The sequence below is a fragment of the Sphingobium sp. 15-1 genome (assembly GCF_013375535.1).
GTDB lineage: Bacteria > Pseudomonadota > Alphaproteobacteria > Sphingomonadales > Sphingomonadaceae > Sphingobium > Sphingobium aromaticivastans.
The window spans coordinates 2,765,463-2,787,055 of record NZ_JABXJG010000001.1 but is presented as its reverse complement, the minus strand read 5'-3'; the positions used below and the strand labels follow the sequence as shown (position 1 = coordinate 2,787,055).

The following is a 21,593-nucleotide window of genomic DNA, read 5'->3' as shown; positions in this document are numbered from 1 at the left end:
TAACCACAATCCCCGCAGGCGAAGCAACCCCAAGGTCAAAGGTTTACGACAAGCCGCCTAGGCCGCAATAATGTCCGTTTCGCATAACCATTGCGACAACCGTTCATTCCCTTCGAGGAAATCGACCGTCGGCGTTACTTCGAATTGTTCCTGCATGTCCGCAGGGTCGCACACCGCCCACCGTATGTCACCATAACGAAAGACCCCGGTGATTTCCGGTTCGGGGGCACCGTAAAGGCATGCAATCTGTTGCGCCGCTTCCAAAATCGTTTTTACAGCGCCGCTCCCGATATCCATCGTTCTCGACACCTCCGGAGGACGTTCGATTGCCTTGGTCATCGTTTGCACGACATCGTCAATGTAGATGAAGTCCCGCCCCATCTCGCCATCCTCGTAAACCTCGATGCGCTTCCCTGCGGCCGCGAGGCGATGGAAAAGCACGATAATCCCGGTATAGGGGTTATGCGGCGACTGCCCTACCCCATAAACATTCTGAAGGCGGAGCGTCGTCAACGAAACGTTGCGGGCCGCACACCAGTTCGACAGAATTTGTTCTTGCGCCAGTTTAGTCACACCATAGATACTCGACGGCGCCGGTTGAACGCGTGCATGATGTAGCGTGACCGGGGTCGCCAGCAGCCCAGAAGGCGCGGCCACTGCGAAATCGCCCCGCTCTAGCGCCGCACTCTCACGCCGACCCGGTTGGAAGATCCGGCCATCGGCGGGGTCCGTCCAGGCTCCCTCGCCATAAACTGCGCGGCTAGAACTGAGTACGATGTGATCCGGCACCTGTCCCGCGCGATGCAGCGCCTCAAGCATCTCCGCAGTACCCGTAAGGTTGGTATGAGTATGTCGAACCGGCAAATCCAGCGACTGCCCCGTACCCGTTTCCGCAGCAAGGTGGATGATCGTGCGCGGGCGAACCTCTTTGAACAGCGCATCCCAGGCAGCGGCGTCGCAGATGTCCATGATACGCAGATCAACGGCATCGGGCAGGCTTGCGGGGCGGTTACCGACCAGATGGACCTGAGGGTGCAAGCTATCGACCGCGATTATCGACGGCAGCGTCTTTCCGCCCTCCCCGCGAAGCAAGCTGGCCGACAGCGCGCAACCGATAAATCCTGCGCCACCTGTAAGCAAATAGTCGATGTCCACCATCCAACCTCTAAATTCATCACCCGCGAGGAGCGGACAGAAACCCATGCCTCTCACCCGTCGCTGCGTCCATATATATCCGAGCGGATGTGGCGAGATATCCCGAATCGTGTTGGCGAGCGCTGTTCCCGGTGATAACTAATCGCAGAAATTTGCTCGAAGCGTTTCATCACCTTAACATAAGAGGCAGTAAAAGCGGTGCCGAGGCTCCCTCCAAAACAGCGTTCACACATTCCGTTCTGTGTTCATTCTTAATAACAGGGCTGACATCACCATGCTGGAACAAAGGGAGAACACATTGCTCTCAGAGGAAAACAAGCTGCGCGGGGAATTGGCCGAGACGCAAGAACTTCTCGACCGCCAACTTGCTTCGAAGAACTCGGAAATAGAAAGGCTCCTCACCGAGCAGCAGGCCATGCAGAGCAAATTGTCGCTGCTTTCAGCGCGTGCGCAGGAGGCCGAGGCCAAGGCATCCCAGCTAAACCCTATGCTGCTCGCGATCGACACGAAGAATGGTGAACTTGCAGTCCTTTCTGTCAAAAACAGGGAACTGCAGACGCGGGTCGGTGAACAAACTGCTGAAATCGAGGCGATGACGGCAGAACGCGACCGCTTGATCACCAACGTTGAGCATTGGGATCGCGAGACGAAGCGCCTGACGGACGAAGCTAACGAGCGTAGCGGTGCGATCGAAAAGCTGACCGCCCTGATTGAAGATCGCGAAGAGACAATGACGATCCTGAAAGCGACTCATCGGGAAAATATCGCGCTGCTGTCCGAGGAACACAGGGACATTATCGCCCGGCAGTCGGACAATCACAAAGCAGAGATCAAACATTTTTTAGAACAGAATGACATTCTTTCGCAAGAAATTCTCACGGTCCGCGAAAGCGCTCGCGCGGCAGAAAATCTGTACCGGTTGGAGCATGAGCAGATGCTATCCCAAATTGAAGTTTTAAAGTCTGAAATGGAACAGAAAACGATGGAGATTGAACGTTTGTCCCGCGAATGCGATTCCTTTAGGGAAACAATCTCGGCACTTACCGCCCGAACGTCAGACGCGGAGGCCCGGCGCCTGGAGGCCTATGAATTCGCAAGAATTTCCAGTGACACAGCCTATGGCTTGCGCCGCGAGTTGGAAACGCTAAAGCGCGACCTGGCAGAAGCGCTGGATTCTCCTCGCGAGTCCCTTTCCCCGATTGTCGAGCATCGGCACCGGGATATCGTCGAATCTATGGCGCGGCTGTTTCCGGGTACCGAGGCTACCCGATACATCGCACGCGATCCCCAAGTGGAACGCGTATCCCGCATGGCATTGGAACTGCTCGACGCGCGCGCTGCTGCCGGAGGCTCACACTCCGAATCGACCCGTATGCGTACAGAAGAGGAAATGATCCGTCTGCGAGAACAAATCTCTACGCTTCAGGAAGAGCTGGATACGCAAAAGGCGCGCGCGGAGCAAGCAGAGGCCTTCGCATCCGATTGGCACGAACAGATAATGACGATCCGGAATTCCGCATCCTGGCGCTGGGCCAAGCGTCTGCGCGCATTGGGACGACCATTTAAAGGTTAATAACCGGCTCTTGCACAGGGTGGAAGAGGGTTAAATCCTTCCCACCCTGTACGTATCAATAGCTTATAGCACGCAAATCGTCAATATTGTCGAATACGCGTTCATAATCATCACTGACTTTCAACAATCGTGGGAAGGCATTAATGATGCCGTCCTCAAACAATTTTAAATATCGCCCACATGCTGTGATCTTCTCTATCACACTCGTAAGATCGACATTATTTACTAGATCTTCATAGCATATTTCGACAAAACCATGGTGCCCATCGAAATATTTTCGCACAGATCGCCAATTTTCGTTAAGATTCTCACGAAATTTATAAAATTCGTCGACAGAGAGCGACACTTTCTGCCCATCCAATTGCTGACACGCGATTCCGATAGATCCCCTTTGATCAGAATCGAGTTCGGATACGTGAGGACGCTTCGAGATATCTAGCGCCTTCATTGAGCAGAAGATATCAACAGGATCGCGGACCAGCCCGATCACAACTGCATTTCGAGAACGCAGATATTCATAGATGAATTTGGTATTTCCGTTCCAGCCGAGCGTAATCCAGTCCATTTGATTGAACATTATATCAAAATTGAATATTTTACCAAAAAATACGCCAATGCTGTTAAAATAATCGTCAAGAACTTCATATTGACTTTTTCTTACGACTTTGTCGAAACCGACATTCTGCACATAAGCCCGGAAGGACAACAAGGACGTGTCATCGGGATTAAATATCTCCCCTAGCGACCCTATCGACAGGCCACTGCGAAGTATCGAACCGAACCATTTCGATCCCGAACGCTGATGGGTAATCGTCGCGACGATAACCTTGTCTGTCAGCATTTTCCTAACTTTTCCTCTTCGAACATATTTGATACGCTAACCCAAGGATCGCTCGCTCCGCTCCAGACGATGTGATCCAAAATTTCATCCATCGTCGGCTCTCGCAAGCCGTCGAAGGGCGCACCCCGCCGGGTTCGTTGCGGATTATAGCCCGGATCCCTATCCAGTGCAGCACCCCAGCGCGCCCGCAATATTGCAGCCTCTCTGCGAACCCGCCGCCGCTTCTTCCTGCTACGGTTGAAGCCGCGCGATATCGATTCATGGTGCAATAGCAAGAGTTCTGGCGAATACAGAATCTTAAGTCCAGCCGCCCGCGCACGCAGACACAAATCAATATCGCTGAAATCGATAGCCAGGTCGGTTTCGTCAAATGACCCAAGGTGCTCGAAGACGGAGCGGGGAATGGCCATGAACGCCCCGGTGACGGCGACCGTTTGCCGCGCCCGGCACCAGCGCTGATCCGGTCCTGTGTTACTCTCCTCCATCCAGCGCCCTTCATGCTGTGGGCCGCTATCCATGCCAAAGATGAAGCCCGCATGCTGCACGGTTCGGTCGGGGTAAAGCATGCGCGCGCCAATGACGCCGATACTCCGGCCCGTCATGAGCGACAGGATGTGACCATCCCACCCGCGCGCTAACATCTCCGTATCGTCATTCAGAAACAGCAGACCCTCCCCGGAACAACGCCTCGCGGCGATATTATTCGCGCGCGACCAGTTGAATGGTTCATCGAAGGGGATGATTTCCGCTACCTTGCCGGATAGCTCCAAAGCGGCAAGGAGTTGCTTTGTTTCTTGGCGCACGCTGCCATTGTCGACCACATGGATGTCGAGACGACTGGGTTCGAAAGCCATTGCGTGCAACGACTCTATGCATGCTGCCAGAAGGTCTGGATTATCCCGCGTCGGTATGATCACGGACAGTCGTCCCTGACCGTCTTTTACGGCGGCCGCCATCGGTCCCGCCCTTTCGCTGGACGAAGGAACGAAGCTTGTGGCTAGAATCCGAGGCACATGCGCGACCGGTTTGGGCAATTCTGCCCAAGAGGTCGGCACCAAGAGGTACCCTTCCACAAAAGGCTGAACCAGACATCTCGACGCCATCAGGACCGGCCAGATGCTTCGCTCCCCAAACCACAGATCATCAGTCATGGGATGGAGGACGGGATCGGTTCGACTCTCGCGCCCATCACTCATGACGATGCCATGATCACTGTCCGCATAGACCGTGCCACAATCAACATGATGGATCGCAAAGCTCAGCCAAGCCAAAGCCTGAGGATGGAGCGACACGCCTGCAGCGAGAATGATCTGCCACGCGACATCGTCCACTGCTGCCTCCGGCATAGCAATTCTCACGGGTGCCCCCCCGTCCTTGCGCATCCAGATTGAAGCAGGTAGGCACGTTTGGCACAGCAGGCTCGCCAGCGTCCTTTCCACATCCCCCGGTGCCGCACCTGTTTCGTCGACAAGCACATGGAAATATGTCGGACTTCCGTCGCTCGCCGGCGGCGACGCGACTGGGTTGGCCGCGATGAAATCGGCGTAGTCCCGATTGGCGTAGATTGTTCCGACCAAACCCGGAACACGGTCGCGCGCACCATAACGGCACAACTCCGCGCCAGCCTCTGCCCGCAAGCCCATGCGCCAGGCGTCGGCGAGAGCCTCAATGGCCTCCGCTCGCTCCCCTAAAGCCCTCAACACACGGCCCGCGACCAAAGGGATGCGCGCATCATCGGGCGAGAGCGCCCTACCCCCGGCGAGCATCAGCCGAGCCTCGTCATACCGCTCCGCCGCCTTCAACAGTCGCCCGGCGATAAGCCATGCTGACCCACGCCTCGGGAACAGCGCCATCCACGCCAACCAGGATTCTGCGGCTCTCAACCAGTGTGCAGGCTCAAGCGTCAGCCACGCCCTGAACAAGCGGGGCAGCAGGGCCAACGGCGCCGATCCGCGTGGAATACGACCGTCTGACGTCAGGTCTGTCTTAGAGATGGATAGCCCGGTGGTAGAAGTCATAAGCTTCCTGAACATCGTCGAACACGGACAACTGGCCTTCCGACAGCACGCATATTTTCGAGCAATGCTCGCGGACATAGCCTGCATCGTGGGATACGATCACAAGGGCACGATCCGCGCGCTTCTCGAACAACTCATGATGGCATTTTTCGTGGAAGCGCGCATCGCCTACGGCCACGACCTCGTCGATCAGGAAGCAGTCGAATTCGATCACCATGGATAAGGCAAAGGCAAGCCGCGCCCTCATGCCCGATGAATATACACGCAGAGGCTCCCGGAAATACTTTCCAAGTTCCGAAAATTGCTCGATAAACTCGATTTTTTCTTGGGGATCTACATTATAGATTCGGCAGACAAAGCGCAGGTTATCCAGTCCGGTCAGGGACGTTTGAAACGCCCCGCCAAAGGCAAGTGGCCACGACACCGACATCTGCCGTTCAACATACCCGGAGGTCGGATTCTCCGCACCGCTCAGAATGCGGATCATCGTCGATTTACCAGCACCGTTACGGCCCAATATGCCGACCTTCTCTCCCCGTCCAATGGTGAGATTGACGTTGCGCAAAACCGGCGAAAGGCCTTGCGATGTCCGATAGCTTTTGTTCAGATCGACAAGCCGGATCATTCGGGCTGGACTTCCCTGCTCACCTTCGTCATGCGCGCGATGCCCAACAAAGTGAGCATGAGATTACACCCGACGACATAGCCAAGGTCATATCGCGCGTCCATCAGCGACCCGAAATATCCCTCCCGAAGATATTCGGTGGCGTGGATGACGGGGATATACAGGACGATTTCCTGCATCGCCTGCGGCAACGAACTGACAACAAAACCCGCGCCCGAAAGCGGCATGATCATATAGGCGGCCGGATGCCAGAGCTTCTCGACGAGCTCAGAATCCTCGGACAGCGAACCCAGCACGAGTGCAAGTCCTGCCCCGAACCACGCGATCAACAGCCACCCCCCTATGACCTTCAGCAGATCCTCCGGCAAATCCAGCCAGCCATAAGCCGCGAAGCCGATGGTCAGGACTATGAAGGAGATAGTGGCTCCGACGAACTCCAGGATCAGGCGTGCCGCGAAAACGTCGATGACCTTGACGTTTCGGTGATACATCAGCGCCAGATTGGGAGTCACTGAGGCGATCAACCGCCCCGGCATGTTACGCCATAACAGGATGCTCGAATATCCCGTGACGGCGAACGCCGTGATGGGCAGCGTACTGGTGTGATTGAGGCCGAGGCCGCTCCACAGCAATGTGACCGCTAGTGTGAACATCATCGGTTCCACAAACAGCCATAAGAAGCCGATATTATGGCGCCCGTAGCGCGTGATGATCTCCCGCATCAGCAGGGCGCCAACAACCCTGCTCTGGATGCTCAGCGACTGCAGAAACGAACCGTCAGCCCGAGCTTGCCCGCTCACTGCTTGTGCTCGCGTATGGCGGCGAACAGCATCTGGAGCACGCTCCAGACGATCAGGCTAAACGCCAGCGTCGAGATCAACCCGCGCATGCGCCGCGGCTCCAGCGCGTCGTCGGGCAGATTGGGCGCGACGATCCGTTCGACATAGGCCTGCTTGCGCCGCGCCTCGTTCCGCGCATCTTCGAGCGACGCCATGGAGGCCGCCAGTTGTTTGTCCGCGAACTGGCTTTCCAGCGCGAGCCGCTGATACTGGGCAGCCGTGGCGGCCAGCGATCCGCGATCCCCAGCGACCTTACCTAGTTGCACGTCCACTTCCCGGCCGAGTTCCCTGATGCGCGACTGGAGCACCTCGATTTGGGGATTGCGCGGCGTGAACTGGCGCAACGTCACCAACTGAGTGCGGGCGGCGATCAGTTCGTCCTGCAATTTGGAAATCATCTGAAGCTGGACGGCAGCCTGCTTTTCGGGATCGACCACGCCTTCCTGGTTCCGGTAAGCCGAAAGCGCCAGCGCCGCCGTGCGGGCGGCCCGCTTGGCATCCTCGACTTCCGTTTCCGCAAAGCGGATGAGGTCCTTCCGCCCCCGTTCGTTGAGCCGGTTGACGGTGGCTTCCGCCATTTCGAGCAACCGCTCGTTGAAACGCTGCGCGTCTTGCGGCGTATATGCCCGAACCGTCAAAGTTGTGATGCTGGAACTCGCGACATGATCGACGCGAACCCTATTCTGGAAATATTTGTACAAATCCTCGAACGTAGATCCGGAAAACAGCGTCCCGAAGCGATCAAAATAAAAGATCGAGTTCTGGGAACTGGCTTTCCGAAAGGCATCACCCTGGTTCAGCGCGGAGAGCGCGTCACGGGAGACGACGTAGTCCTTCGCCGCATAGACCTCATCCCCCGCATTGGTGAACCCTGCGCTTTTGAGCAATATCCCTATGCCGGAGGAGGCTGGTTTGTCGGGAGATCGGACGACGAACCGAGATTCTGAAACATAGACGTCGGATGCCAGGAAACCGAAATACAACACTGCCACGGCCATGGGGATCAGCACCGTGAATATGAACAGCGCGCTCAACCCGCGCACCCTCTTCAATACCGTATGGGGCCAGGATTTCGGCCCTCCCGCAACATTCGCGGTGTGCCCCTGACCATCACCAAACTGGTCTATATTATGTAACATCAGATCTCCGGAAAAGGCACATCTCAAAGGGTATTAAGCCGCCCTCATGCCCCCTCGACCTGCCATTTGCAACGCACAAATCCAGGTGACCATAGCGCTTCGATGAGGCGAGCGACCCGATCGTGGGCGCCTGGCGCGAACAGGGCGAGCATCGGAAAGTACTGGGCTGGACCTTGATGCGGGCCCGTTGATTGACGAAAAACCCGCCGGGCGTCAGATGCCTATCGCGGGTCAATCCGAAACGGGCTTTTAATTCTCGCGCTGAGAGCCTTTCGCGAAGTCAAGAATAAATAAGCCTTTTCAAGCCGTTGTGGGTGTAGCTCAATGGTAGAGCAGCAGCTTCCCAACTGACTACCGGGGAGGGGGAGCGCTTCCCCTCACCCGCTCCATCACCTTCCACACACGCCATAGTCGAAACGCTCTTTCCAACGGACCGGTTGCTACATTAATTTAGCCCCATCATGACCAACACGATAACGCGACGGGAGAAAACGCTCGATCCGTCCATCCGCGCGGGCTTCATTTATTTTCGCAACCGATGCTCGCACGTCGGAGAAATCTATACCTGCGATGATCGGCCGAAGATCGAATTCCCACCATTGCGACTGGAGAACCTCATCGATCAAGCCTTCTGCAATTCGATATCGAATATGCTTGGCCGGATTTCCTCCCACGATTGAAAATGGCGCTACGTCTTTAGTCACGACAGCGTGGGCAGCAACGATGGCGCCAGTTCCGATCGTCACACCGCGCCGAACGAAAGCCCCCTCCCCTATCCACACATCATTGCCTATCGTAACGCGCTCGCCGCCACGATTGGTGACTCTCGTAGGCGCCCCAGTGAGCCATTCCCGGTATTCGGGATAGCAATTCGACAATCCAGCTGCCACATCATTCGGGTCATTAACAAAAGGATGACTTGACAACCAATCGACAGGATGTTCACCCGCTCCGGTGGAAACATTCATTGCAATCGAACAGAATCGACCAACATCAGTATCGATAAAAAAAGATCCCTTTTGAATATATGTAAAAGCACCAAGCGTAGTTTTCCCCAAAAAACCGTCAACCTTTACAGGTGATTCAAATTCACACGGCGGAGAAAAACTACTAATCAACGCTTGACATCCGATAGACACGAGGTCTTTTACCGATTCGTTATTCAATATTTAACTCCGTATTTATTCTTTAACATATGATCCGGCCAAATCCACGAAACACATTCGATCATCCGGATACGATAATTATAAAGAATATCGTTATTCATGAGAGATATATTCTAAATATATAGCGAATCTACATAATATGATTTTTAAGTATATTGCACCTTCATTGGAAACACTATGCCTAAATCCAGATTGGTTTTGTCACTTGCTCGGCGAATTCCCCTCGTTCGTCGATTTTACGGCAAGGCAGCAACTCTTGGAAGGGACATTGTTCGCCAGAAGACGATTGCGGGCCTGCAATGCCTCTCCCTCCACGAAGCCAGAGGCAGCGGCGATTTCGCCTGCACGGCCTGTCGGGAGGAATATGCGCTCGCACCGTTCGAGCAGCGTGCCGATCGACACGGGACCGTCTACGACCTGTGGATCTGCCTCAATTGCCTCGCCATCCTCAATGCCACGCATTTGCGGGCGATCCGTCAAGGTGCCGACTTTCGGTCGTGGCAGTCCGATTCATCGGATGAATTCTATGCCGTCGACGACGCCTATCTCGCCGCGGTTCCCGACGCGATCGACGCTTGCGGGTTCATCGACTTCCTCCTTTCCGCCTATCCTGAGCAATCACGGAGCGTATTCCTGGACTTTGGCGCGGGGAGAGGCATACTTTCCGGCGCTGCCGCCAAAGATTTCGACAAGGTCTATGCGGCCGAACTCAGCCTGAATGTCCTTCGCAAGGTGCATGCCGTCATGCCGGGGAGGGACAGGATCGTCACGACCGACGATTATCTGGGCATAAAAGACGGCTTCGATGCAATCGCGTCCATGCATGTGCTGGAGCATCTTCCGAACATGCGCGACATAGTCGACACTCTGGTCGAGCGGATGAACCCCGGTGGATCGCTGTTTTTTCAGGTTCCTATGTTGCGTAAGGATTATCTCGTGAACGTGCATTACACGTTTTTCACGGAAGCATCGGCCCGCGCATTATGCCGGGATCTGGGCCTCGAAACCGTCGGTGTCTGGTTCGACCACGCCCTTGATTTCCTGACCTGCATCGCAAGGAAACCGAGCTAGAGCATTTTCTAGATGCCGGAATGGGCCGGCGTCTCAACGATAGCCAGTTGGGTAGCTATCCCTCGGAATGATGATGTTTGGAACGAGGTCCGAGCGATCGGCCTCAAACATCATAAGAAGAACAGCCATGGACTATTATGCCGGAACGAGGGCATAGCGCGGATGGTACGCCACATCGACCTAGCCGAACGCCCGGAACCAGTAATTGCTCACCGGGTTGGCCGGTGGAGGGCTGCTCAGGCGACGGCGAATGTTCCGTCGACGAGCTCGCGGATTGCAGCGAGTGCTGATTTTCCGTTGAGGCGAGCGGTGCCGGTGACGGATCGATATCCGGCATGGATCTGAGCGCCCCAGTCTGATCGGAAGCCGTTGGTGACCTTGCGGAACACGACGGAGGAACGGATTTCACGCTCGGATATGTTGTTGGTTGCCGGGACGCTGCGGTTGGTGAGGAAGACGAAGAACTTCGCCCGCCACGCCTTGATCTGCTTGAGAAGGGTCTTGCCGGCAGGGTGCGCGACAGGCGCCCGCATGAGGGTGGTCAGCTTGTGATCGGCCTTGGCGGCGTATGTCGCCAGGGTCGTGTCCTTCAGTTCGTGTCGTCGTTTTCCGACCCGGATCGCCCATCGCAGGTGATCGCGGATCTTCGGTGCAAAGATCGTATCGCCGCAGTCGATGGCGTATTGAACGTCGCGCAGGACATGGGCGAGGCAGACCTGATGCTCTTTGCCCAGTTCCTGCTGGCCGGCATAGCGATCCGACACCCACACCTTGGGCTGGTGGTCTCCCAGCACCTCTTCGGCAACGCTGCGGGCCCGGCGCGGGGCGATCTTGTGAAGCACTGCCTGGTCCGAGATGAACACCCATTGCCACTGAGTGACGCCATTGGTGCGGGTAGTGGTCTCGTCCGATGCGATGACCGTGCCCGAGAGCAGCTTGTCCCGGATCGCCCCGGTAGCCGCGGCCATGCTCTGGCCCATGCGCCTGAAGATATTGGCGATGGCGCCTTCGGAGATGGTCAGGCCGAACAACTCCGCAGAGATACGCGACAGGCGCTCGAAACCGACATGATGGCTATGATGCAGATAGGTCAGCAAGGAACGAATGCCGGGGCCGAATGGCGTCCCCGGCTCCATGCCTGCCGGGGCTGCGGCTCGATAGCGCTTGCCACATCCCCCGCAACGGCCGCCGAACAGTTCTACGCGCGTCACGATCGGGCGGATCGGCGGCAGATCGATATGATCGTAGCGATGGCGGCATCGCTGCGCCTGACCAGATACGTCCGTTCCGCAATGGCCGCAGGCGGCGGCGATGACCCGCTCGGTCTTGTCCGGCGTCTCGGCAAGCGGCCGCGCTTTGCCTTCCCGCGACGGACGCCTGCCCGTTGTGCGCTTGCGCGACTTCTTCTTACCAAAGCCATCCTTCGAAGGCGGAATATGCGAGTTGGACGATGTCTTGCGCGGCTTGCCTACCAGCGCCTCGAGCTCCGATATCCGCGAAACCAGACGCTCAATCATCTTCTGCTGTTGCACCAGCAGGGCGTCCTTCTCGGCCTCACTCAGCCCTATGCGCGGTGGCGTCGCCATGTACAGGATGAATCAGAGCGTGCGGTTATACGCAACCCCTTTTTGCCAACCCCGTGAGCAATTACCGGAACCATGCCTTCGAGCGCATAGGACCTTGTCAGATTAGCGTCCGACACATTCACGGATGTCGCAGAAGGTTGCGTGAATTAATCCCGAAGCACTGCGGCCAGCGACTTCATCAACTCGTTCGGGACGCGACCTTCAGTTATAGCGGCGGCAATGGCAACAACATCAATGGGTTTCTGCCACATCGGCGGAAGGCTGCCCCGCGCTAAGGCAGCGGCGATAGCTTCCGTGGCGCGATCAGCGGCCCGCCTGGCAGGATCATAATCGACATGTGCGTAGATCGCGGTGGAACGGGGATTGGCATGCCCCAATATCGCCCCGATCAGCAGCAGCGGTTCGCCCTGTGACGCCGCATTGCTGCCTACACTGTGCCGCAATGTATGAGGGCTGATCCCAGGCAGCCCCGCTCGCATGATCACCCTGGGCCAGATGCTCTTCATTCCCTGGAAGAAGCTGTCGCCGCTCTCCGCCGGGAAGACATAGATCGCATCCTCCTCCGCTTTCTGACGAAGCTCCGTGAGAAGAGCAGCGGCCGCTGATCCGAGCGGCCGGACGGATCGGCCGGTTTTCGACTCCTCAAGGACCAGCAATCCACGCGTCAGGTCGACCTCGGACCATTTGAGGGCACAGATCTCGTTCCGCCTGCAGCCGGTAATCGCCCAAAGCCTTATGATGTCCGCTGCCTTGGCATTCATGCCTTCCGCTTCCAGTTCCATCAACGCCGCGCCCAATCGTTCCATCTCCGAAAGGGACAAATACCGCTCGCGCTTGTTGTCGATCTTGCGAACGGCCGCCGTCGCGACGGGATTTTCTGTCACGATACGGTGCTGCATGGCGAAGGTGAACAGCACGGAGACATCGCGCACCACCTTACGCGCGGCTCCCTCGCCACCCCTTACGATGCTCCGCCGGCGATGACCCAGTTTCTCATTTTTGGCCGACTTGCCGATCGCCACGTCTTTGACGAACTTGACGATATCGCCAGGCGTGATCTCGCTTACCCGCCTCTTGCCCAGCAGCGGGACAACGTGGTTCTTGAGGCGCGCCGTTGTATAGGCGGCCGTTTCGGGCCGCATCGGCTCGCCGCGTCGGACGCCCTTGAGGACAATGAGGCCATCCTTGATATAAAGGTCGACCAGCTGCGCCATCGTCATCTCGCGGCGCTTCGAAACAAGATCGCCAGCGGGATCGGAACCCAGGCGGACGGACGCCAATGCCTTGGCGGCATGATCCCGCGCATCCTTCGCCCTGATGGTCGGATAGGGGCCAACGGTGAGCCAGCGCACAGGAGCCGCGCGTCCACCTCCCTGGGCGCGGTATTTCACGATCCAGGAGCGGACTCCCGACGGTTCGATGCGCAACCCGAAGCCTGCAAGCTTCTTGTCCCAGAGGAACGTCCGCTTCTCACCGGGCAGCACATTGGTTGCTACCGCATCAGTGAGGGTGGTCTTTTCGCGCGTCGCCATAAGACGAATTCTATCACGTCCGTCCCATGCCCGTCTATACTTATCACTTATAATCAATTACTTAGTGCAATTCAGACAGCGGCCAACAAGCATGGACGGTATTGGAGATCTTGACGTCAACCGGCCGAGACCATGACATTCCGTCCCCTCGACACACATCGCCAATCCTGCGTGATCTCGTCGCCCGACCATCAACTGGTCGAGTAGCGTGGGTAACCACCCTCCCCAACCTCGGCTATTTTTTCCCTACCCGTACAGCCCTCATGGTGTCGCCTTGCTTCCGCATGCAGGCGGTCACACGGGTCGTAACCGAGTCAGCATTGAAAGCGCTGCTGGATTGTCATGGGGCATAGAAGATGTTACGCCGCAGCTCGCGACGGTTCAGCCAAAAGCCTTCTTCTCGTAGACGGTGATGATCGCGCGGCCATCCCAAACATAACACAGATGCCGCTCTTGCCGGCAGTTGGCGAGGCGGCGAGGACGGAACACAGCGGCACATTCGCCGCCGGCGTGCCGCACGCTCTGGTAGGCGATGCCGTCCGAGCCTTGGCCACGCAGCTCTCGCCCAAGCGCCTGTCCGGCGGCGTAGTCGTCTGTGGCAGAGAGAACTGGGCGCTCTTCGCGCAGGCCTCGAATGTCATGCAGCCTGGCGTCCAGATCGGCTGCGTAGACGCGCATATCGAGTTCCTGAGCCGGTTCGTGGGTGAACGCCATGAAGCGGGTTCGGTGATGGCTCGTTTCGGCAACCACCGTTTCAATCGTGTTGGCAGCATAGAATAGCCCGAAGCTGCCGTCGGAAAACCGGCTGCCATCAGGATTGAGGTGGGTGAAGGCGGCCATGATCGCGGAACTGCCGGGTCCCGAGACACGGTCTTCCGGCGGCACGAGCGCGAGATCACCGACCTCGTCGCGCAGCCGGTCGTTGGTCATCGCCTCGATCGCGTAGACCGCTTCAAGATCGGCCGGGTCGGCAACGTCCTCGAACAGCGATATAGGCGGGAAACGGCTTGCGACGATCCGATAGCATGGTTGCCAGCGCACCTGCGCCGTCGGAATGGCCTCCATCAGCCGCGCTGCGCGTCGATATATTGGCGCACCACATAGAGATCGGCGACATTGCCCGAGGTCATGCGCTCGATCGCCGGGCGTCCGGCGAATAGCGGCGCCTCATTGGGTTTGCGTACCCATTCGTCGGCGGTACGGGGCAGAAGCATCTTCAGCCCCTTGTAGATCCCCATGACATAGGAGATCCGCTCGAGCGCGTCCTTGGGAATCGCCGCGACAGTGCCGCGCTTCCAGGTCTGGAAGGTCGAGCGGCTGTCGAGCCCGAGAAGCTTCATCTGCTCGGCTTCCTTCAGACCCCAGGCGTCGGCAATGCGGAAAAAGGTGCGCAACGCCGGACCGGTCAGATCCTTGCGGCTGGGCGCTTTGGCAGGCGCGCCGACATGGGCAACTGTGGCCATTGACCATCTCCTTCTATCTTTGCCTATGTATGATATCTGTACATAGGATCAAGAGAAGATCATTTTTTGTACACACCCACTTGCACCGGGCTCAGTCGGAGATCGCCAGAAACTCGGCCACCCGTCAACTTCGGCGACATCGCGGGTAATGATCATCGCGCTGGTCCGTATACATCTCACCTGCCGTTAAATTCTGGCCTGCGGCTCCCATAATTCCCCTCGCCTAGATTCCACGAAACGTGGCCAGCGGGTGATCGGAGCGCATGGTGATGACGTTACTAGCGCTGGGAACAGGGAGGGATGAATGTCATCCTCATGAGCACGTGTCGGCAAGAGATTATCATCGCGTGCAGTTACGTGGCCTTGGGCGCCAATATCCTGCCCGAGATCCTAGGATTTTCGTCGGACGGTTTAAGTTCTGAAACCTCCGAAATCGTCGGTGTCCGCAGATGATTCGACAAGCTGCGTTGGAGAGAGAGCGGCGGCAAACGTCCATTCAGGAAATTCTGAAAACTTTCAGTTTTCGGAAGTATATGGAATTTTATGAGCAGGCTTGCAGATCAAGTTGCACAATCGAACCTCGCTGAACGAATCTTCAGCGAGGGCCAGCTTGGTGACCTGTTGGGCGGCGGCGATGCTCGCCGTTATGCTCTGGTCAACAGGGCGCTGAAGGACGGTTCGCTGATCCGTCTCAAGCGGGCAACCTATATGCTCGGTCAGCGAAATGGCAGTGAGGCGGTTTCCCCGAACAATCGATCGAGCGCGCGCATCTCGGGCGAGAAATCGGCGGAGAGGCAACACGCCGGCCTCCTTGATTGTCGCCTCACACCCTTTTAGCGATTATTCGATGATAAACTCCGATTATTCGGACTTTCTCCATGATAAAATCCGAAAAGTCAGAGATGAATTGCCGAACTGGCCGCACTGATCCGATTTTTGCCAATAATCCTCGTTTTTTTCGGAAAAATAGATGACAAACCCCCGAAAATTCGGCATTCGATGCATTGAAGGATCTGCTAATGCCCGAATTTTCCATTGCAGCCCTGCCAGAAGTGTTCGTCTCGGACGCCTCGATCTCCAAGGCCGTCTACGAGGCCGTGGAGCGCGGCCAGTTGCGCAAGCTCGGTTCGCGGCTCTACACCCGGAACCTGGATGAGAATCCGGAACGGCTGGTGCGGCGCAACTGGTATTATCTCGTCACCGCCTACTATCCGGACGCGCTGATCGCCGACCGAACGGCGCTGGAGAACAAGCCGGCCGACGATGGCTCGGTCTTCCTCATCTCCCAAAAGAAGCGCGAGACTGCCCTGCCGGGAATCGTGTTCCGGCCACGAACTGGTGCGGGACCGCTGGAAAGCGACAGGCCCTTTATAGGCAGCGCACGCCTGGCATCGACAGCACGAGCTTATCTAGAAAATATGCGGCCCTCGCGTGAGCGAGGTGGCCGGATTGCGCGAACGGTCTCGCGCAGGGAAATCGAAGAACGGCTGGAGGCTCTCGTCCGCCGTCAGGGCGAAGCAGCGACCAATCGCCTTCGGGACGAAGTGCGAGCGGTGGCGCCGAAACTCGGCTATGAAACAGAAGCAAAGGAACTGGATGCCATCATTGGCGCGCTGCTCGGCACTCGAGAGGCCCCGCTCACGAGCAAGGCGGGTTTAGCCCGTGCGGCCGGACAACCATTTGATCCCGATCGCATCAGGCTGTTCGAGACCCTCTTTTCCGCCTTGCGCGAGACAATTGCCGAGGAGCGGCAAGCGCCGGTGCGCACTGCCGACCAGAACGCGAACCTTTCCTTTTTTGATGCCTATTTTTCCAATTTCATTGAGGGGACGGAGTTCAGCGTCGAGGAGGCCGCCGAAATCGTCTTCGATGGCATGATCCCCGCCGAGCGCCCCGAAGACGCGCACGACATTCTCGGCACGTTCCGCATCGTCTCGGATCAGCAGGCGATGAAGACGCTGCCCACCAGTTTCCCATCCTTTCTTGACCTCCTGCGCGCGCGCCATACCGCCGTCATGGAAGCGCGGCCGGACAAAGGGCCAGGCGAATTCAAACTGAAGGGCAATCAGGCAGGCAGCACCGTTTTCGTTGCTCCCGAACTCGTCGAGGGGACACTCGATCGAGGCTTCGAGTTTCTGCAGGCGCTGGGCGATCCATTTCAGCGCGCCGTCTTCATAATGGTGCTCGTCAGCGAAGTACACCCCTTCGCAGACGGCAACGGCCGAGTCGCGCGCATCATGATGAATGCAGAGCTCGTCGCACGGGAGCAAGAACGCATCATCATTCCGACCGCCTACCGCACAGACTATCTGGGTGCGTTGAAGGCCTTTTCGCACAACGGCCATACCGAGCCTCTTATTCGCATGCTCGCGCGGGCGCAGCGCTACACCAGCAGTATTGACTGGAACACGATGTCGAGCGCCCGTGTCATGTTGGAGGCGGGCAACGCGTTCGCCGAAGGCGAGGATGCCAAGCTCAAGTTTCCGTGAGCGGGAACAGAAATCGCGATAGGGAACGCACTCGCAAATCCCAAAAAGGACTCGAGGCGGTTGGTCATTCGCCAAGGTTCAAATAGTATCTTGTGTGCTTCAGTTCCCCTTCCTTGCGAAGAGCCGCCAACTGGACCAGTTCCGCGAGATCGCGAGTGGCCGTCGCTGGCGCTGCGTCGGTGATGGTCCGGTAGTTTGCCGCGCTTAGGCCACCCCTGAAGCCATCCAGTCCTTCGACGAACATGCGGAGCAGGGCCTTCTCTTGCCGTGCGTTGATCTGACCGCGGAGGCGGTCGAGCAGCTTGGCCTTGGCCAGGAGGAAATGAACCCGATCCAGCGTGCGCTGTTGGGCCGCAAGCGTAATGTCGGAGAACCATTCGAGCCAGTCGTCGATACGGTTCGACAAACTCGCACGTTGAAGCTGGGTGTAATAATCCTTGGGATGGCGCTGGACGGTCTCTGCAAGAGCCGTGATCGCGGGCGCGTCAAGCCCTTGGGCCAGGGCTTTTTCCGCAATCGCGCGGCCGAGGCGCCCATTGCCGTCTTCGAAGGGGTGAATGGACTCGAACCATAGATGAGCAACACCCGCTCGCGCGAGTACGCTCACGGGTGAGCGCCCATCCGGCCCGCTGTCGTTGAACCACGCGATGAATGCGCCCATCTCGGCTGGCACCGCTTGCGATGGCGGAGCCTCGAAATGCACCTTGGGCGCGTGCAGGGCTCCTGAGACGATCTGCATGGGATCGGTATGTGTTCGATAGCAGCCTATGTCGGCGAGGTCCCGCCTGCCGTTCAGGAGCAAGCCATGCCAATGGAACAACATGGCGTCGCTGATCGGCTCCCGATAGCTGTGGAAGAGGTTGGCCATGAGTTCTGCAGCGCCCGCCTCGGCGGCATTGGCGCGGCGGTGGTCGGCCTTGATTCCGAGGTGCTTGGCAACGGACGACTGCACACACGCGCGATCGAGGATCTCCCCCTCGATGGCAGAGCTATCGACAGCTTCCTGCGCCATGAGTTCGATGGAAAGATTCTGGCGATCATCGGAATCGAGATGGGCCATGACACCGATCAGGATACCGGCGCCCTTCAGGAATCGGTCCTCACGGCTTCTCAAGCGCTTCGCATCATAAGCGAAGTTCGGCCAGTCGGGTTGTTGCCAGTTCCAGCGCATGATCGATAGCTCGCCTTTCTATCGATCAAATTATAGCATTATCTGATTTATAAAAGATATTTTATCGCTCAGGCCGAGGACCCGATCATGTGGGTCGATCAAGGGATGCTCAATGAGGGGGACGACGAATCGGCGCTGTAAGCGGACATCTGGAGCCTTTAGGACTCGAACCATTTCGATAAAAAGTCCCAGGGTATCGGTGAGCGCTCCGAGCCGGTCGGAGAGCGGCTTGGGCAGGAAGAGCTGGTGGCGGACCTTCTTCATGGTCATCGTCAGGAAATCCTTCTTGTCGAAGTCCGCGGCGAGGAACCAGCAGGTTGCGAAGGTGATGCGATGACGGCCCGAATGCGCGCTTCATCAAGGGGTGCGATCTTCCATCGCAGGCGGCCGGTCGTCTATCGGCGACGTCCATGACGGTGGAAGCGCGGCGGAGGCAGGTGTGAGCGAATATCAATATTATGAATTCCAGGCGGTCGATCGCCCGCTCGACGAAACGGACCGCCAGGCGCTCCGGGCGATATCGACGCGGGCGAGGATAACCGCGACGAGCTTCACCAATTCCTACGAATGGGGTGACCTGAAGGGCGACCCCGCCGATTTCATGAAACGCTGGTTCGACCTTCATCTCTATCTGGCAAACTGGGGAACACGGCGGCTGATGATCCGGTTGCCCAAAAGACTGGTCGATCAGCGATTTCTCAAGCCGCTTTTGCTCGGGATCGATTGGGCTACGCTGCAGGCGGCTGGCGACACCCTGATCCTCGATATCGCGCGCGACGAAGTCGAACTGGATGAGGATTGGGATGACGGCTCCGGCTGGCTCGCCGCGCTTGCGCCACTCCGGGCCGATCTCCTCGCGGGCGACCTTCGGCTCTTTTATCTGTTGTGGCTGGGCGCAATCGAGGCTGAAGGGCTGGGCGATAACGAGATCGAGCCGATGGCGGGTATCGGCCCGCTGACCGGGGCGCTCGGAGCCTTCGCAGAATTTTTCGGCATCGATCCGGATCTCGTGGAAGCTGCTGCCGATCACCCAGTGACTGCGACGGCAACATCTCCTGATGCTGCCGGAGAAGTCATTGCGGCCATGACCGATCGTGAGAAGTCAGACCTGCTCACTCGCCTGTTCGATGGTGATCCCCATATCGCGGCGGAATTGCGCGCCCTCGTTCGAAAACGGCTGGGGGAGCACGATGCCGGTTTGTCCAATGGTACGCGAACCGCAGGCGAATTGCGGTCCCGCGCCCGCGCCATCCGTCTTGCCCGCGATCACGTGAAGGCCGAGAAGGCCGCAGTTGAGCGCCGCCGACAAGCAGAGGAAGCTGAGAAAGCGCGCCTTGCCCGGATCGAGGCCGTTGCCGGACGGGGCGAGAGCGTCTGGCAGGAGGTGGAAGCCGAAATCGAGCGCCGCAACGCCCCCGGTTATGACAAGGCCGCCAGTCTTCTTCTCGATCTCCATATCATTGCCGAGACGCGGGGCACGCTGGCCGAATTCGGCCGCCGACTTCAAGAGATCCGCAAGCGGCATGCCCGGAAGGAGCGATTCATCGAGCGGCTGACAAAAATATCCTAACGGAGCCGGCCGGGACGAATGGGAATGCCCAATGGGGACATGGCTTTTCCAGGGCTGATTTCGTAGAGTTGTCAAGGAAATCCCGATCGGGAATAATTCAGCCCGTCGAAGATTCGTTCGTTATATAATTTCCCGATCGGGAATAATTGCCTGGTTTAGGCGAACGGGATCGACTATATTCCCGCTCGGGAAAATGGATAGCAACGCACTCGGCAGGATCGTTCGGGAAGAACGCAAGGCGCAAGGGTTGCGGCAGCAAGAGCTCGCCGCAGCTTGCGGTGTCGGAGTGCGCTTCATCGTCGATCTGGAGGCAGGCAAGCCGACGCTGCAATTGGGCAAGGCATTGCAGGTTCTGGCGACCCTCGGCTGCGATGTTTCCATTGCAACGCCGGCACGCGTCAAATGAGCAAGCAGCTTTCCATATGGTGGGGCGGTAGGGTCGCCGGATTCCTGCACCCCAACGACTATGGCGACATGGGGTTCAGCTACGCACCCGAATGGCTCGAAGACGCCGACGCGCCAGCGCTATCTTTCTCGTTGCCAAAGCAGGTGGAGCCGTTTGGCAGACGGGTATGTCATTCCTTCTTCGGCGGTATTCTGCCGGAAGAGGGGCAGCGTAGCGCCATCGCCAGGGCATTAGGCGTGTCGGCCGGAAATGAATTCCAGTTGCTGGAGCATCTCGGCGGCGAAGTCGCCGGCGCACTGATGCTGTTGCCGGAAGGTCAGCTTCCACCAGCACCTGCGAGCGGAGCGCCTGACATTCTTGATGATGAGCATTTGCTGCAATTACTGCAGCATCTGCCGGTAAGACCCATGCTCGCCGGTGAAGGCGGTCTGCGCCTATCCCTGGCCGGCGCGCAGTCCAAGCTGCCCGTCCTGCTGATCGATGATCATATCGCGCTCCCCGCACCGGGGCAGCCCACCAGCCATATTCTCAAGCCACCGATCGCGCGGTTCGAGCACACGACCGAGAACGAATATTACTGCATGACCTTGGCCCGAGAGATCGGGCTGGACGTGGCGTCGGTCACCATGCGGAGGGTCCGGGATCAACCCTTCCTGCTGATCGAGCGTTACGACCGAACTCGAGACGCCGACGGCCGGTTGGTTCGCCTTCATCAGGAAGATTTTGCCCAGGCGTTGGGCGTCCCGTCACAGCGCAAATATGCCAGCGAAGGCGGTCCCACGTTCAAGGACAGCTTCGCTCTGCTACGCCAGGCCGCCACCCGCCCCGCGCGCGACATATTGAAGCTGGCGGATGCGGCCATCTTCAATCTGATCTGTGGATCGGCCTGGAGACGGAACCCGCTTAGATTTCGGCCAAGCCGCTGGAAGTGAACTAAAAATGCTACGGC

The 21,593-nt window shown here is 57.8% G+C and carries 19 protein-coding genes and 1 pseudogene; 7 read left to right on the top strand and 13 right to left on the bottom strand.

What is annotated here, in order from left to right; all coding sequences use genetic code 11:
• Window positions 1–57: 57 nt before the first annotated feature.
• The gene (locus HUK72_RS13305) at window positions 58–1,158 is read right to left on the bottom strand and encodes an NAD(P)-dependent oxidoreductase (protein ID WP_176597188.1); all 1,101 of its coding nucleotides are present in this window, start codon (window positions 1,156–1,158) and stop codon (window positions 58–60) included.
• 271 nt (window positions 1,159–1,429) lie between these two features.
• Between HUK72_RS13305 and HUK72_RS13300 the strand changes: the two genes are divergently transcribed.
• Window positions 1,430–2,728, top strand: a complete 1,299-nt coding sequence (locus HUK72_RS13300) for a hypothetical protein (protein WP_176597187.1) — start codon at window positions 1,430–1,432, stop codon at window positions 2,726–2,728.
• Window positions 2,729–2,783: 55 nt separating this feature from the next.
• Here the strand turns inward: HUK72_RS13300 and HUK72_RS13295 are convergent, their stop codons facing one another.
• The 6 genes from HUK72_RS13295 to HUK72_RS13270 all read right to left on the bottom strand — a co-directional run bounded on the left by HUK72_RS13295 (window position 2,784) and on the right by HUK72_RS13270 (window position 9,356).
• The gene (locus HUK72_RS13295) at window positions 2,784–3,569 is read right to left on the bottom strand and encodes a hypothetical protein (protein WP_176597186.1); all 786 of its coding nucleotides are present in this window, start codon (window positions 3,567–3,569) and stop codon (window positions 2,784–2,786) included.
• Window positions 3,563–5,335, bottom strand: a complete 1,773-nt coding sequence (locus tag HUK72_RS13290) for a glycosyltransferase (protein ID WP_176597185.1) — start codon at window positions 5,333–5,335, stop codon at window positions 3,563–3,565. Before HUK72_RS13290 ends, HUK72_RS13295 begins: the two co-directional genes overlap by 7 nt.
• A gap of 220 nt (window positions 5,336–5,555) precedes the next feature.
• On the bottom strand, window positions 5,556–6,212 hold the full coding sequence (locus HUK72_RS13285; protein WP_176597184.1) for an ABC transporter ATP-binding protein: 657 nt from the start codon (window positions 6,210–6,212) through the stop codon (window positions 5,556–5,558).
• Window positions 6,209–7,012, bottom strand: coding sequence for an ABC transporter permease (locus tag HUK72_RS13280; protein WP_336952674.1), 804 nt, complete (start codon window positions 7,010–7,012; stop codon window positions 6,209–6,211). The genes HUK72_RS13285 and HUK72_RS13280 overlap by 4 nt, the downstream gene beginning before the upstream one ends.
• A complete protein-coding gene (locus HUK72_RS13275) occupies window positions 7,009–8,094 on the bottom strand; it encodes a hypothetical protein (RefSeq protein WP_336952696.1) in 1,086 nt (361 codons plus the stop codon). The genes HUK72_RS13280 and HUK72_RS13275 overlap by 4 nt, the downstream gene beginning before the upstream one ends.
• Window positions 8,095–8,630: 536 nt before the next feature.
• The gene (locus HUK72_RS13270) at window positions 8,631–9,356 is read right to left on the bottom strand and encodes a CatB-related O-acetyltransferase (protein ID WP_176597183.1); all 726 of its coding nucleotides are present in this window, start codon (window positions 9,354–9,356) and stop codon (window positions 8,631–8,633) included.
• Between the two features lie 177 nt (window positions 9,357–9,533).
• On the opposite strand from HUK72_RS13270, the gene HUK72_RS13265 reads away from it, so the two are divergent.
• Entirely contained in the window at window positions 9,534–10,427 is an 894-nt protein-coding gene (locus HUK72_RS13265) for a class I SAM-dependent methyltransferase (RefSeq protein WP_176597182.1), read from the top strand.
• Window positions 10,428–10,663: 236 nt separating this feature from the next.
• Here the strand turns inward: HUK72_RS13265 and HUK72_RS13260 are convergent, their stop codons facing one another.
• The 4 genes from HUK72_RS13260 to HUK72_RS13245 form a co-directional block, all read right to left on the bottom strand.
• Complete coding sequence (locus tag HUK72_RS13260; protein ID WP_176597181.1) at window positions 10,664–12,013, bottom strand: IS66 family transposase; 1,350 nt, start codon at window positions 12,011–12,013, stop codon at window positions 10,664–10,666.
• Window positions 12,014–12,159: 146 nt separating this feature from the next.
• Complete coding sequence (locus HUK72_RS13255) at window positions 12,160–13,545, bottom strand: site-specific integrase (protein ID WP_176597180.1); 1,386 nt, start codon at window positions 13,543–13,545, stop codon at window positions 12,160–12,162.
• 381 nt (window positions 13,546–13,926) lie between these two features.
• Window positions 13,927–14,610 carry an RES family NAD+ phosphorylase gene (locus tag HUK72_RS13250; protein WP_176597179.1) on the bottom strand — a complete coding sequence of 228 codons (684 nt, stop codon included), beginning with the start codon at window positions 14,608–14,610 and terminating at the stop codon, window positions 13,927–13,929.
• The gene (locus tag HUK72_RS13245) at window positions 14,610–15,008 is read right to left on the bottom strand and encodes an antitoxin Xre-like helix-turn-helix domain-containing protein (RefSeq protein ID WP_176597178.1); all 399 of its coding nucleotides are present in this window, start codon (window positions 15,006–15,008) and stop codon (window positions 14,610–14,612) included. Before HUK72_RS13245 ends, HUK72_RS13250 begins: the two co-directional genes overlap by 1 nt.
• A gap of 543 nt (window positions 15,009–15,551) precedes the next feature.
• On the opposite strand from HUK72_RS13245, the pseudogene HUK72_RS13240 reads away from it, so the two are divergent.
• Window positions 15,552–15,755 (top strand): annotated as a pseudogene (locus tag HUK72_RS13240) (hypothetical protein); the annotation flags it as partial.
• Between the two features lie 272 nt (window positions 15,756–16,027).
• Window positions 16,028–17,497 (top strand): Fic family protein, encoded by a 1,470-nt coding sequence (locus tag HUK72_RS13235; RefSeq protein ID WP_176597177.1) that lies wholly within the window; start codon window positions 16,028–16,030, stop codon window positions 17,495–17,497.
• Window positions 17,498–17,561: 64 nt separating this feature from the next.
• Here the strand turns inward: HUK72_RS13235 and HUK72_RS13230 are convergent, their stop codons facing one another.
• Window positions 17,562–18,668, bottom strand: coding sequence for a Fic family protein (locus HUK72_RS13230; protein ID WP_176597176.1), 1,107 nt, complete (start codon window positions 18,666–18,668; stop codon window positions 17,562–17,564).
• Window positions 18,669–18,698: 30 nt separating this feature from the next.
• Complete coding sequence (locus HUK72_RS13225; RefSeq protein ID WP_176597175.1) at window positions 18,699–18,938, bottom strand: hypothetical protein; 240 nt, start codon at window positions 18,936–18,938, stop codon at window positions 18,699–18,701.
• A gap of 331 nt (window positions 18,939–19,269) precedes the next feature.
• Between HUK72_RS13225 and HUK72_RS13220 the strand changes: the two genes are divergently transcribed.
• The 3 genes from HUK72_RS13220 (at window position 19,270) to HUK72_RS13210 (ending at window position 21,576) form a co-directional block, all read left to right on the top strand.
• Window positions 19,270–20,238, top strand: coding sequence for a hypothetical protein (locus tag HUK72_RS13220; RefSeq protein ID WP_218035965.1), 969 nt, complete (start codon window positions 19,270–19,272; stop codon window positions 20,236–20,238).
• Window positions 20,239–20,431: 193 nt separating this feature from the next.
• Window positions 20,432–20,644 carry a type II toxin-antitoxin system Y4mF family antitoxin gene (locus tag HUK72_RS13215; protein WP_176597173.1) on the top strand — a complete coding sequence of 71 codons (213 nt, stop codon included), beginning with the start codon at window positions 20,432–20,434 and terminating at the stop codon, window positions 20,642–20,644.
• Complete coding sequence (locus HUK72_RS13210; protein ID WP_176597172.1) at window positions 20,641–21,576, top strand: HipA domain-containing protein; 936 nt, start codon at window positions 20,641–20,643, stop codon at window positions 21,574–21,576. Before HUK72_RS13215 ends, HUK72_RS13210 begins: the two co-directional genes overlap by 4 nt.
• Window positions 21,577–21,593 lie beyond the last annotated feature (17 nt).

Excerpts from the sequence above, each read along its gene's own strand:
- HUK72_RS13305 (WP_176597188.1), bottom strand. The coding sequence starts at position 1,158 with ATGGTGGACATCGACTATTTGCTTACAGGTGGCGCAGGATTTATCGGT.
- HUK72_RS13300 (WP_176597187.1), top strand. The coding sequence starts at position 1,430 with ATGCTGGAACAAAGGGAGAACACATTGCTCTCAGAGGAAAACAAGCTG.
- HUK72_RS13295 (WP_176597186.1), bottom strand. The coding sequence starts at position 3,569 with ATGCTGACAGACAAGGTTATCGTCGCGACGATTACCCATCAGCGTTCG.
- HUK72_RS13290 (WP_176597185.1), bottom strand. The coding sequence starts at position 5,335 with ATGCTCGCCGGGGGTAGGGCGCTCTCGCCCGATGATGCGCGCATCCCT.
- HUK72_RS13285 (WP_176597184.1), bottom strand. The coding sequence starts at position 6,212 with ATGATCCGGCTTGTCGATCTGAACAAAAGCTATCGGACATCGCAAGGC.
- HUK72_RS13265 (WP_176597182.1), top strand. The coding sequence starts at position 9,534 with ATGCCTAAATCCAGATTGGTTTTGTCACTTGCTCGGCGAATTCCCCTC.
- HUK72_RS13260 (WP_176597181.1), bottom strand. The coding sequence starts at position 12,013 with ATGGCGACGCCACCGCGCATAGGGCTGAGTGAGGCCGAGAAGGACGCC.
- HUK72_RS13255 (WP_176597180.1), bottom strand. The coding sequence starts at position 13,545 with ATGGCGACGCGCGAAAAGACCACCCTCACTGATGCGGTAGCAACCAAT.
- HUK72_RS13250 (WP_176597179.1), bottom strand. The coding sequence starts at position 14,610 with ATGGAGGCCATTCCGACGGCGCAGGTGCGCTGGCAACCATGCTATCGG.
- HUK72_RS13245 (WP_176597178.1), bottom strand. The coding sequence starts at position 15,008 with ATGGCCACAGTTGCCCATGTCGGCGCGCCTGCCAAAGCGCCCAGCCGC.
- HUK72_RS13235 (WP_176597177.1), top strand. The coding sequence starts at position 16,028 with ATGCCCGAATTTTCCATTGCAGCCCTGCCAGAAGTGTTCGTCTCGGAC.
- HUK72_RS13230 (WP_176597176.1), bottom strand. The coding sequence starts at position 18,668 with ATGCGCTGGAACTGGCAACAACCCGACTGGCCGAACTTCGCTTATGAT.
- HUK72_RS13225 (WP_176597175.1), bottom strand. The coding sequence starts at position 18,938 with ATGACCATGAAGAAGGTCCGCCACCAGCTCTTCCTGCCCAAGCCGCTC.
- HUK72_RS13220 (WP_218035965.1), top strand. The coding sequence starts at position 19,270 with ATGAAACGCTGGTTCGACCTTCATCTCTATCTGGCAAACTGGGGAACA.
- HUK72_RS13215 (WP_176597173.1), top strand. The coding sequence starts at position 20,432 with ATGGATAGCAACGCACTCGGCAGGATCGTTCGGGAAGAACGCAAGGCG.
- HUK72_RS13210 (WP_176597172.1), top strand. The coding sequence starts at position 20,641 with ATGAGCAAGCAGCTTTCCATATGGTGGGGCGGTAGGGTCGCCGGATTC.